Annotated in this window: 14 protein-coding genes; 7 read left to right on the top strand and 7 right to left on the bottom strand. The window is 37.0% G+C overall.

The features are described 5' to 3' along the window. The first annotated feature begins 82 nt into the window (after positions 1–82). On the top strand, positions 83–673 hold the full coding sequence (locus GO621_RS12775; protein WP_157567619.1) for a hypothetical protein: 591 nt from the start codon (positions 83–85) through the stop codon (positions 671–673). A gap of 12 nt (positions 674–685) precedes the next feature. Here the strand turns inward: GO621_RS12775 and GO621_RS18865 are convergent, their stop codons facing one another. Further along, positions 686–1,798, bottom strand: a complete 1,113-nt coding sequence (locus GO621_RS18865; RefSeq protein ID WP_198170237.1) for a hypothetical protein — start codon at positions 1,796–1,798, stop codon at positions 686–688. Continuing rightward, entirely contained in the window at positions 1,799–3,007 is a 1,209-nt protein-coding gene (locus tag GO621_RS18860; RefSeq protein ID WP_198170236.1) for a DNA cytosine methyltransferase, read from the bottom strand. Positions 3,008–3,229: 222 nt separating this feature from the next. On the opposite strand from GO621_RS18860, the gene msrB reads away from it, so the two are divergent. Beyond that, the gene (gene msrB / locus GO621_RS12765) at positions 3,230–3,724 is read left to right on the top strand and encodes a peptide-methionine (R)-S-oxide reductase MsrB (RefSeq protein WP_157567617.1); all 495 of its coding nucleotides are present in this window, start codon (positions 3,230–3,232) and stop codon (positions 3,722–3,724) included. A gap of 43 nt (positions 3,725–3,767) precedes the next feature. Here msrB and GO621_RS12760 read toward each other — a convergent pair whose 3' ends face one another. Next, positions 3,768–4,106 carry a GIY-YIG nuclease family protein gene (locus GO621_RS12760; RefSeq protein WP_157567615.1) on the bottom strand — a complete coding sequence of 113 codons (339 nt, stop codon included), beginning with the start codon at positions 4,104–4,106 and terminating at the stop codon, positions 3,768–3,770. Between the two features lie 65 nt (positions 4,107–4,171). Between GO621_RS12760 and GO621_RS12755 the strand changes: the two genes are divergently transcribed. The 4 genes from GO621_RS12755 (at position 4,172) to bioD (ending at position 7,234) form a co-directional block, all read left to right on the top strand. Further along, positions 4,172–4,948, top strand: a complete 777-nt coding sequence (locus tag GO621_RS12755; protein WP_157567613.1) for a LexA family transcriptional regulator — start codon at positions 4,172–4,174, stop codon at positions 4,946–4,948. 62 nt (positions 4,949–5,010) lie between these two features. Next, positions 5,011–5,427 (top strand): hypothetical protein, encoded by a 417-nt coding sequence (locus tag GO621_RS12750; protein WP_157567611.1) that lies wholly within the window; start codon positions 5,011–5,013, stop codon positions 5,425–5,427. 68 nt (positions 5,428–5,495) lie between these two features. Next, positions 5,496–6,620, top strand: a complete 1,125-nt coding sequence (locus tag GO621_RS12745; protein ID WP_157567609.1) for an aminotransferase class I/II-fold pyridoxal phosphate-dependent enzyme — start codon at positions 5,496–5,498, stop codon at positions 6,618–6,620. Between the two features lie 38 nt (positions 6,621–6,658). Beyond that, positions 6,659–7,234 carry a dethiobiotin synthase gene (gene bioD / locus GO621_RS12740; protein ID WP_157567607.1) on the top strand — a complete coding sequence of 192 codons (576 nt, stop codon included), beginning with the start codon at positions 6,659–6,661 and terminating at the stop codon, positions 7,232–7,234. A gap of 218 nt (positions 7,235–7,452) precedes the next feature. Here bioD and GO621_RS12735 read toward each other — a convergent pair whose 3' ends face one another. The 4 genes from GO621_RS12735 to GO621_RS12720 are packed head-to-tail and all read right to left on the bottom strand — an operon-like array spanning position 7,453 to position 10,922. Then, entirely contained in the window at positions 7,453–8,073 is a 621-nt protein-coding gene (locus GO621_RS12735; protein WP_157567605.1) for a hypothetical protein, read from the bottom strand. 2 nt (positions 8,074–8,075) lie between these two features. Next, complete coding sequence (gene bioA, locus GO621_RS12730) at positions 8,076–9,341, bottom strand: adenosylmethionine--8-amino-7-oxononanoate transaminase (protein WP_157567603.1); 1,266 nt, start codon at positions 9,339–9,341, stop codon at positions 8,076–8,078. After that, positions 9,338–9,796, bottom strand: a complete 459-nt coding sequence (locus GO621_RS12725; protein ID WP_157567601.1) for an NUDIX domain-containing protein — start codon at positions 9,794–9,796, stop codon at positions 9,338–9,340. Before GO621_RS12725 ends, bioA begins: the two co-directional genes overlap by 4 nt. Before the next feature lie 37 nt (positions 9,797–9,833). Further along, positions 9,834–10,922 carry a cation diffusion facilitator family transporter gene (locus GO621_RS12720; RefSeq protein WP_232335652.1) on the bottom strand — a complete coding sequence of 363 codons (1,089 nt, stop codon included), beginning with the start codon at positions 10,920–10,922 and terminating at the stop codon, positions 9,834–9,836. A 13-nt stretch (positions 10,923–10,935) separates the two neighbouring features. On the opposite strand from GO621_RS12720, the gene GO621_RS12715 reads away from it, so the two are divergent. Beyond that, entirely contained in the window at positions 10,936–12,129 is a 1,194-nt protein-coding gene (locus GO621_RS12715) for a pyridoxal phosphate-dependent aminotransferase (protein WP_198170235.1), read from the top strand. The last annotated feature ends 18 nt before the right edge of the window (positions 12,130–12,147 follow it).

Genomic DNA, 12,147 nt, shown 5'->3' with positions numbered 1-12,147 from the left:
AATTTTTATACCGTAAAAGAAGTATCAGCCAATTTACAAAAAACCTATTTTTAATTTTAATTTAACCGTTCAATTTTTTACCATGATAAAAACAGCATTTGTTTTCCTGCTGATGTTTACTGTTGCTTCGGTTAAAGCGCAGTACAACTCCAAGGTGTATAACTTGTACCTGGATTTTAACGAGGCACAATGGAAAAACCAGCCAAACATTGCCTTGCAAAAAGCAGACAGCATTTTAGCAAGTCCGGAAAAACTGCCGGAAAAAGCACAAACCAATTTTTACAGAAGTTTAGCCAAATTGTATGAAGACCATCAGCAAACTGATAAAGCCATTATTTATAATGAAAAAGTTGTTGCTGCTGTTCCTGATTATTACATTGCACATCGGGCTTTAGGTTATTTGTACCTTTTGCCAGCAAATACTTTGGTTGAGAAAATCAATCAATCGCAATCCAAGCCAGCCGAACAGCAAAAGTACCAGGAACAATATTTTAGGTTGATAAAAACAGCATTGCCGCATTTGGAAAAAGCCGAAGCTTGCGACCACGACGATACAACTTTAAATTTGATTAAAAGCTTGTACCAGAAGTTGAATGATAAAACAAGTTTGGCTTCTTTGGACAATCGTTTGAAGTTATTGAGGAAGAATTGTATAGACTTGTTAACAGATTAATATTTAGTAGCTTTAGTTAAGCTCACTAATAATCTTATTCCACTTTTCTTTGTGTTCAAATTTCAATGCTGTATCGTTTTCTAAAAGGTTCACATATTTATCAACGAATTCAAAACTATTGTCAAGCAAACGTAAATAATACTTTAATGAAGGCATTATACCATTAACAATTAATTGACAACCATGGACATTTTTAATACGCTGGATTTCTTTCTCGATTTTTTGGGATTCCTCTTTGTTTGTTTTTGGGGCAGTGGACAAAATGTAATAACGGTTTACAGCCGTAGTTTGAAATTTAGAATATGCATCTAAAACAAGCTGAAGGGAAATTGTAATACCATGCTTAACCTCTACTGCTTCAAAAGAACGGTTATTTTCGTCAATAATTTCGATGTCTCCAATTCTGCCACTTCTTGCATCTGCTGATGTATGGCTTTCAATTGGTAAAAGTTGTTTACCTTTAAATCGCTTTGCCTCATTTATTAAACATTCATAAATGGCATAAAATGCTAGAACAGGAAGTCTCGATGCACCTTCTGCTTTGTATGAAGCATGAAAATGTACATCTAAAACATTTAAAATTGAATTGATAGAAAGTGTTGTTGGTTTTGCTAAATCGATTGTATGTTGATTTCGCTTTAGTATAAGCCCTTGTAATATATAACTTAGGTAATCTGTGCAGTTAGCACCATTTTGTATGTTTTCAAGCAAAGTTAGGAATGCAGCCTTTAAACCACTGGGGTTAATTGCCCCTTTGTAATCTTTATCATAAGGTACTTTTTGTTCTAACGAACGTGTGAGCCAACCACTCTCTGCCATTGCAGGAAATTTGCACTGTTTTAAAAAAGGCGTAATATTTTTACTGTCAAAAGTCCTTCCAGAATACCCATTTTGAATGCCTTCTTGATGATTTCTAATATCTTGTTTTGGATGCAGTATTTTATAAACGACACTTGTAATAAAAACTGTTAGTACACCTTTTGCAGATTCTGAATATTGTAAAACCGTATTTAATAGTGCTTGTTTTGCTTGGTTTAAGTCACTTTTGATTGTATCATCTGAACCAATAGCTAACATGGCATTGGTATATTGTTCATTCAAAAACTCTTTTATCGTTGCTGCCATTTACAAAAGTTGGGCTTTAATCTGTTTTGCTATCTCTTTGATCATTGGGATACAAACAGAATTACCAATTTGTCGATACAATTCTGATGTATTGTTAATTTTTATAAAATTTTCTGGAAAACCCATAATTTTATAACACTCCGCAATCGTCAATTTCCTTACTTTTCCTTCATCAAAAATCCAAAACCGTCCTGAAGATTCTTGTGAAGGGAGCGCTGGATGCAATCCTTCTGTCGAATATATTCTATTAGGTTGTTTATGAACCCGTGATAAATGTTCGGTTCCTGGTCTTACACCAGCTTTACGAATTTTTTTGTTACGATAACCTATAAATACCAAACCTGATTCCTGTTTCTTGAAATCTTTAATAATTGTAAAAGGCTCGTTTAAATACTCAAAATCAACATCTTTATCCAAAACATCTTTTAATATTGTTTTAGGCTTAGTTTCCAGTTTTGAAAAATCAAAATAATCCGATCGATGGGCGATAATTACAATCCTCTCCCTATTCTGTGCTACACCAAAATTAGATGCATTTAATACTTTCCACGAAACTTTATAATCCAACAATTCTAAGTCTTTAATAATAGTTCTTAAAGTGTTTCCTTTGTCGTGGTGTACTAAATGTTTTACGTTTTCAAGAAACACAACTTTCGGTTTTCGCATTTCAATTATTTGAAAAACGCTGTAAATAAGTGTACCCCTTGTATCTTCAAATCCCCTCATCTTTCCTGATATACTAAAAGGTTGACAAGGAAAACCTGCTGTTAGTACATCGTGGTTTGGAACAATGTTTAAATCAAGTTTTGTTATGTCTCCAAATGGCACTTCACCAAAGTTAATTTCATAAGCTCTTTGGGCGTGAAAATTAAATTCAGAAGTAAAAACGCATTTACCTTTTAGTTCTTGCAACGGAATTCTAAAACCACCAATGCCAGCAAAAAGGTCAATAAATGTAAAATCATAAGGCTCGGGCGGTGGAAACGGAATATCAAACCTCATTGGCAAGTAAAGTTGCATTTGCAAATCTTCCATAATGTTTAAGTGTTCCCTTAATGAGTATAAATAATCTATTGCTGGCTGTTGGTAATGTTGTGCAATCCCGTTCAAATGATTTTGAAAATAATGGGTCAAGTTAGCCAAATCGTTATTATTTGTTTTATCTACTTCAATTTGAAGTTTTTCTTTTACAGTAGAGTAATTAACCATTATTGAGCTATATTCTTATAAGTGTCGCAAGTTCGCTTTTTTTGCTTAAACTTGTGTTTGATGAGAAACGATTTAATTAAAATTTATAGATACTGTCATTACTGTTTAATTCTTTCAAATAACTATAGAAATATGGTTATTCTTAGTTACAAATCAAGTTTTAACTTGTTTCAAACAACAAGGGATCAAAACTTTTTTCAGCATAATTTCGTTCCTATAACCATGAAACGCTTAATATTAATTGCAATTACCGCTGCATCTGTTAGTTTTTTCGGATGTCAGAATATAAACGGACAAAATAAGGTTGCCAGCAATCAGCCTAAAAGAAAAATTGTAAAAACAGATGCGGAATGGAAAAAAGAACTTTCGCCGAAAGCTTATGAAATTATGGTACAACGAGGAACGGAACCACCTTTCCAAAATGCTTATTACAACAATCATCAAAAAGGGATTTACGTAAGTGCTGCAACCGGAGAACCTTTGTTTTCTTCGGATGATAAATTTGAATCAGGAACCGGCTGGCCAAGTTTTGTTAAACCGATTGACATGAGTAAAATCGAAATTGTGCATGACAGCAGTTACGGTATGGACCGCGATGAAGTGATCGAAAAAAGTACCGGCTTCCATTTAGGCCATGTGTTTGATGACGGCCCTGCCAACAGAGGCGGAAAACGTTATTGTATGAATTCAGCTGCGTTTAAGTTTATCAAGAAATAACAGCATACTTCTTTTATCAACCTAAATATATGAATCCGCTTTATTAATTTAAAGCGGATTCATATTTTAAGCCCAAAGTTAAATCAACCCAATCTGGGTTAACCGAGCGGATCATTTTTTCTTTCTGGCTCCTGGTAAAGCAACTAACCATTTCAAAACGCTTTACAGCAACTGCTTCCGAGTTTAATTCTTCAAAATAAATCAAACGGTTCAACTGGTCAGAACTGTTAAAAAACAGGTTGGGCATTTGCTTGTAAAACTGCAACGTTTTTACCAGATCAGAACACATACCAACGTGTAAACTGTTCCGGTTACGGTCAGTAATAATATACATAATTTTTTTTCCTGGTTTTGTTGCCGAACGAACATTTAAATTTTGCATAATTAATATTTATTACTAATTTTATTCGCACTAAGGTACTAATATAATTAGCAATACCAAATTTTATGTCAAAAATTTCATCAAACATTAAATATCTTCGGAAGAAAAAAGGATTAACGCAGCAACAGTTTGCAGATCAGCTACATATCAAAAGATCATTAGTTGGTGCATACGAAGAAGACCGTGCTGATCCGAAGTACGAATTGCTAAATATAATAGCAAATTTCTTTGAAATCCCAATCGGAGATTTTATTAACGAAGACATTAACGACAAATATTTGCCGAAACCAAAGGCAGAAACTAACAATGTACGCATTTTAAGTGTTTCTGTTGATAGCCAAGACAGGCAAAATATTGAACTGGTCCCTTTTAAAGCCAGCGCAGGTTACTTAAATGGCTATGCTGATCCTGAGTTTATCAGTCAATTGCCCAAGTTCCATTTGCCAATGTTAAAACAAGGCACTTACCGTGCTTTTGAAATCACTGGGGATTCGATGCTGCCGGTTTATCCGGGTTCTATTATTGTTGCTGAATATTTAGAAAACTGGTCGGAAATTAAATCCGGAGAAACCTACGTAGTTATCAGTAAAGACGACGGCGTGGTTTATAAACGGATCGGCAATAAATTTAAACCGAACAAAAAGTTGAAATTAGTTTCAGACAACCCGGTTTACGAACCTTACGAAATCAGCCCGGAAGATATTCTGGAAATCTGGAAATCCAAAGCTTATATTTCCATGCACTTTCCGGAACCAACGCCAGACCCAACAATGGAAAGTTTAACTTCGATGATGACACAAATGCAAAAGTCAATTGCCAAATTGCAACAAGGCAACAATTAAGTTACATGTTTTTAGTTAAACTTGAGGATACTATCTTTATCCAATAAACTAAATTAAAAACTATGAAAAAATTATTGTTAATGCTTTGCTTTGTAGCAGGCATAACTTCCTTAAGCAAGGCTCAGGGTGGTGGCAGACAAAGAATGTCTCCTGCCGATCAGGCAAAACAAATGCAAACGCGATTGAAGTTAAATGACGATCAAACAACTAAAATTACTTCCATTTTGCAAATGCAGGCTACCAAAATGGATAGTATTAGAACTGCTGCCAATGGTGACCGCCAGGCAATGATGCAGGGAATGATGTCTGTAAGACAAATGACTACCCCAAAAATTAAAGCTGTTTTAACCGCTGATCAGGCTACTGCTTATGATAAAATGTTAGCCGACCAACAAGCGCAAATGCGTGCCAGAATGCAAAATGGCGGTGGTGGTGGTAATGGCGGCGGTGCTGGTGCCCCTCCTTCACCTCAAAAATAATTTTTATCTTTATTTCTGAAAAGCGGCCCCGGGCCGCTTTTCTTATTTTAGCGCAAAATTAAAGTAAGTTGAACCAGGCAGAAAAGTTTATTCAGCAAAAATTAGCACAACGCTTACAGGATGACAATTTTAGGGTGCTAAAAACAGCATCAGGTTTAATTGATTTTTGCTCGAATGATTACTTAGGTTTTGCACGATCTGAAAAACTGAAAGCATTGGTCCAAGCTGAGATCAAAAAATATCCTGCTTATTTAAATGGCTCCGGTGGTTCGAGGCTGTTATCGGGCAACACTGCTTTTACAGAAGAACTGGAGCAACAAATTGCAACTATTCATCAGGCAGAAGCCGGATTAATTTTTAATTCCGGTTATGATGCTAACCTCGGCTTATTTTCCTGCCTTCCGCAAAAGGGCGATACTATTATTACTGATGAACTGATACATGCCTGTATTATTGATGGCGCAAGATTAAGTTATGCCAACCGTTTTTCGTTTAAGCATAATGATCTGGACGATCTGGAAAAAAAGTTAAAAAATGTAAAAGGCATTTGTTATGTAGCGGTAGAAAGTGTGTATTCGATGGATGGAGATACAGCTCCGCTAAAAGAAATGAGCCAACTAACAGCAAAATACAACGCAAACTTAATTGTAGATGAAGCCCATGCAACTGGTGTTTTTGGAAAAGGATTGGTGCAGCAACTGCAATTAGAAAAGCAGATTTTTGCGCGAACGGTAACTTTCGGAAAAGCTTTGGGTTCTCACGGAGCAATTGTTTTAGGCAGCAAAAATCTGCGCAATTACCTCATCAATTTTGCACGGTCTTTTATTTATACTACGGCACCTTCTTTTCATCAGCTTTTAACTACTCAAATGGCTTACCAGTTGCTGGAAAATTCGGCAGAAGAACAAAATCAATTATTACTACTGATCGGGTTATTTAAAAAAGAGGTGCAAAAGAAGCAAGCCAATTCTTTAATTGCAAGTAACAGCGCCATACAGTCTGTACTTGCTCCCGGAAATGCTCATGCCAAACAAATTGCCGAATATCTTCAAAAAAACGGATTTGATGTACGGGCGATATTAAGTCCGACTGTTCCGGCAGGAATGGAAAGGCTGCGAATTTGCATTCATGCTTACAATTCTACTGAAGAGATTACTAAACTTGCAGCTTTAATAAATGGAAATGAGCAGTAACCGCGATTCCATTTGCTATCAACAATGAACTATTTACGATGAACACTCCTCCAAAACCTTTATTTGTAACCGGAATCGGTACCGGCGTTGGTAAAACGTATGTTTCTGCAAATCTGGTAGAAACAATGCAGGCTGATTACTGGAAACCGATACAATCCGGCGACTTGGATGCATCCGATACCATGAAAGTTAGAAGTATGGTTAAAAACAAAACTTCTGTTTTTCATCCCGAAGCTTACCGTTTAACGCAGCCTTTTTCTCCGCATAAATCTGCTGAACTGGATGGAATTGTGATTGATCCGAAAAAAATCATTCTCCCTCAAACACAAAACCGGTTAATTGTGGAAGGTGCTGGCGGATTAATGGTTCCGTTAAATGATACTTTTTTTATGATCGATTTAATTAAGCAATTACAGGCCGAAGTTGTTTTGGTAGTGATGAATTATTTGGGAAGCATTAACCATACTTTGCTTTCTATTGCAATGTTGCAACATGAACGTTTACCTATTAACAGTGTTGTTTTTAATGGCATAAAAGAAGCATATTCTGAAGAGTTGATTAAGAAAAAGCATCCTGAGTTGAAGTATGAATATTTGGAATGGAGGGGAAATTAATTTCTTTTTTGCGTTCTTTTTTCCTAATAAAAAAGAACCAAAAAATCAAGAATAACTGATCTGGGCACCCGTTCAGACCTTTGCACCTGGGTTGCTACTTTTCCGGTTATCAATTAACAAATTTGTCATTTCGATCAAAAGGGAGAAATCTTCATTGAATAAGTAAGATCAAACCGCTTTTAAGAAGATCTCTCCCTTTTGATCAAGATGACAACTAGTTAATTTACATCAACAACAACTTCTTTTTCTAAACTTAGCAACCAATTGTTAAACAAAGTTGCCTCAATTTCTACTGCTTTTACCGCATGTTTTTCCCATTCCGGAGAAAATTGTTGTAACTGGTTGATCATTTCTTCCAAATGGCCTTCTTCTTCCAGAATAATTGATTTTACGTTTACCTTGCTTTCTGCTTCACTTAAAACTTCCTGATATACCGGATATAATTCATCAGCCCTAACTTCAATAGCATAAGTAACCAATAAATAAGCTGCAAAACGAAGTTCTTTCCCTGATAATTGCAATTCTTTTTTTAAGTAGCGGCAAACTTCTACATCTAAACGGTTTAAATAAAACCTGCTATCGCGGGGCGCTAATAAATAATCAGCAGCATAAGTGGGACATAAATTTTCACCTAACTTTTCCAATTGCTTTTTCAGGTAAAAAGCATGGCGATGTTCTTCCGCAGCATGCTTTAAAATGATGTAGGTTACGGTTTCCGTATCTTCACTTGCAGAAATTTTCCGTGCGCCGGTATTCTCCATCAGAGATAAAGTGTTCAGCCATTTAGCATGTAAAATTGGATTGGCAATTATGGATGAAAATAAAGCGTTTGTGTTCATAATTAAAAGGTTTCTAATGCATCTTCAACAGCAGCATAAAGCTGGCCTAACTGCTCATCGGTGATACAATAAGGCGTTAAAAAATAAATAATATTGCCAAGCGGACGCAGAATAATGTTTTTACTCAGGAAAAACTGGTAAAGCTGGTCGCGTAAATTGCTGAAATAAGACGTTCCACTTTCTACATTAAATTCCATTGCTAAAATTGTTCCGGTTTGCCGTACCTCTTTCAGCTTTGGGTTGATGCTGTTTTTATCGGCAAATTCTTTGTGCCGTTTGCAAATCCGTTCTATGTTTGTCATCGTTTTTGGATCCATAAATAAATCCATACTGGCTAAAGCAGCCGCACAAGCAACTGGATTTGCCGTAAAAGAATGGCCGTGAAACAAAGTTTTGTGTTTATCCTCGGATAAAAAAGCATCATAAATTTGGTTGGTACAAGTGGTAATTCCTAAAGGCATTGTTCCGCCGGTCAATCCTTTGGAGAAACACATCAAATCTGGTTTTTCCTCCAAATGATCCATTGCAAAACGTTTTCCGGTACGGCCAAAACCAGTCATTACTTCATCAGCAATCAGCAAAACACCTTCCTTGCGGCAATGCTTCATCAACCCGTCTAAATATTTGGCTTCATACATCAGCATTCCGCCTGAACCTTGAACTAATGGTTCAAAAATAAAGCAAATGAGTTCAGGGCTGATAGCTGACAGCTTTTGCTTGATACTTTCTATATTTCCTTCATTTGGCAAATCAATAAACTCAACCTCAAACAAATACGGATCAAAAGAAGCCGTAAAAGCACTGCGCGCGCTAACCGACATAGCGCCAAAAGTATCGCCGTGGTAAGCATTATGAAAAGCCAGGATTTTAGTACGGGGTTTGCCCTGGTTGCCCCAATATTGCATGCACATTTTTAGGGCAACTTCTACCGCTGTAGAACCATTATCAGAATAAAAAACTTTCTGCTGGTTTTCGGGGAGAATTGAGAGTAAGCCTTCCGCTAATTCTATAGCCGTTGGATGTGTGAAACCTGCAAAAATAACATGTTCTAAAGTTTTGAGTTGTTCGGAAACTTTTTCGGCAATATAAGGATGCGCGTGGCCATGAATATTTACCCACCAGGAAGAAACGGCATCCAAGTAAGCTTTTCCCTTATCATCAAACAAAAGTGCGCCTTCTCCTCTAACAATCGGAATTGGCGGCGCAGCAGTTTGCATTTGTGTGTACGGATGCCAGATAACTTTTAAATCGCGTTCGGTCCAATTCATTTTATTGTATTTAAAAGTAATTCCACAGCTTTTTGATCGGCCGGAAAAGTAACATCGTCTATTTTAAGCTGATTCAGATCAAGCCAGCGGAAAGACTGTAAAATTCCATCTGCACTTTCGCCATCAAAATCAAACGGTACTGTTTTTACCGGCAAATTTATGGGAGCAATGTTTTTAACAAGATAATAAACGCTGATAATTTGTGTATCATCAAAAGCTGATTTCAAATAAAAATCTGTTGTGTAAAAGTGGCTGATAATTTCTACTTCAAAATTGCATTCTTCTATAAATTCCCGCTTTAATCCGTCTATCAAACCTTCTCCGTATTCTAATCCGCCTCCTGGAAACTTGGAAAAACGCATGCCGTATTCCTGCTCGTCGCTGATTAAAAGCTGCTCATTTTCGTTAATGAGCAAACCATAAACACGCACGTTAAAAGGATATTTTTTCAGCATAAATTTTAAGCAGGTAAAAGAAGCATCAGCAAAAATATCAGGTGTTTAAGGCTTGTAAAACCGGACTTGGTTCTGTTGCAAAATGCTTGTTGTTTTGCGCTACACGTTCCATGTCCCAAACGTAATCCATTGTTTTTTCATGGGAACGGATGGGGCAATTGGGCATCCGGCAATAGTAACAGCATTGGGGTATACAAGGATCAGCATGAATAAAAAACTCGGTTTTAATATGTGCAAACTTGTTTACGTATTCATCAGCTTTAGAAACTTCGTAATGTACGCGGGTTAAGTCGAAATAATTTGGCAGTGTCATGTGGCAATCGATATGCAGCTCGTTTCCATAACGCTGTGCACGCAGGTTATGAATATCGATCCATTCCTCTTTTCGGTTTTCGTTCAGGATTTTAAGAATTTCATCAACCATCGAAAAATCGGCTTCGTCCATTAAACCAGCAACAGATTTACGCACCAGTTTATAAGCCGTATAAAGAATAAACAGGCCCACAACGATAGAAAGAACACTATCCAGCGCCAGTATTTTAGTGAAATGAATAAGTACCAATCCGAGCACTAAACCTGCGCTGGTTACCGCATCTGTTATTAAATGCCGGCCGTCGCCTTCAATGGTAATGGAAAGCATCTTTTTTCCCTGCTTAATCATGTAAAAACCAAGCAAACCGTTTATGATACCAGTAATACCGATAATAATGGCACCGGTTAACAGTTCCTGCACTTGGTGTGGATAAAAAATATTGTAAACAGATTTGATCAGAATAATAATGCCCGCAACCATAATGAGCGCCCCTTCCAGGAAAACGGAGAAAAACTCCACTTTACCATGTCCGTAAGGATGGTTGATGTCGCGCGGACGGGCAGAAAACCAGATGCTGAAAAAAGCAAAGGCACTGGCTACAACATTGACGATACTTTCGGCAGCATCGGTTAAAATGAAGTTGGAATCAGTAATAAAATATGCAGCAAACTTGGCAACCATCAGGATAGCCCCGGTAATTAACGCATAAAGGATAATTCTTTTCTGATGTTGCACAATGCTGTTTTTATCCTGCAAAAATATAAATAACCTGCCGAAATTGGCTTTAAAGTTATTTTCTATATTTGCCGCCAATAATCCAATCAGTATGAGTATTTTAAGCGATAGAATAAACAACCTTTCAGAATCTGCAACCATCAAAATGGCTAAATTAGGCCGCGAACTGGCTGCAAAAGGCGTAGATGTAATCAGTTTAAGTTTTGGCGAACCGGATTTCCACACGCCGGAACATATAAAAGCTGCTGCAAAAGAAGCAATGGACAAAAACTTTACGTATTACACACCAGTTGCCGGCTACCCGGACTTACGTAAAGCCATTTCAAATAAATTAAAAACTGAGAATAATCTGGATTACGATCCTTCAGAAATTGTAGTTTCTACCGGAGCCAAACAAGCTATTGCAAACGCTGTTTTGTGTTTGGTTAATCCGGGTGATGAAGTAATTATTCCAACGCCGTACTGGGTTTCTTACTCGGAAGTAGTGAAATTAGCAGAAGGAGAACCTGTTTTTGTAAATGCAACAGCAGAGCAGGATTTTAAAATTACGCCGGAACAATTGGAAACTGCAATTACACCAAAATCCAAGTTGTTTATGTTTTCTTCGCCTTGTAACCCAACAGGAAGTGTTTATAGCAAAGAAGAATTGGCTGGTTTGGTAAAAGTGTTTGAGAAATATCCTCAAATTTATATCATGTCTGATGAGATTTATGAGCACATCAGCTATTTACCGAAGCATGAATCTATCGCACAATTTGAATCGGTAAAAGACCGTGTAATTATCATCAATGGTTTTTCCAAAGCTTACGCCATGACAGGCTGGCGCATTGGTTACACAGCTTCTAACAAAGAAATTGCTACCGCTTGTGATAAATTACAGGGACAAATTACTTCCGGAACCTGTTCTATCACCCAAAAAGCTGGTGTTGCAGCTTTAGAAGGCGGATTGGAAAGTGTGGAAAAGATGCGTGTGGAATTTAAAAAACGTCGGGATATTGTTTATGATCTGCTGAAAGAAATACCTAATTTAAAAGTGAATTTGCCGGATGGTGCGTTTTACTTCTTCCCGGATGTAAGCGCTTATTTTGGAAAACAATACAACGGAAAGATTTATGCTGATGCTGCCGAACTTTCTATTTATTTATTAGAAGAAGCACATGTTGCCGTTGTTGGCGGAGATTCTTTTGGTGATGATAATTGTATCCGCCTCTCCTACGCTGCTGCAGAAGATAAATTACGGGAAGCTGTGAAACGGATTAAAGAGGCGTTGGGAAAATTGATTTGATGCTGCTTTTATCGGTAT

The organism is Mucilaginibacter arboris (genome assembly GCF_009754915.1).
Lineage (GTDB): Bacteria > Bacteroidota > Bacteroidia > Sphingobacteriales > Sphingobacteriaceae > Mucilaginibacter_A > Mucilaginibacter_A arboris.
This window is presented reverse-complemented; position numbering and strand designations above follow the sequence as displayed.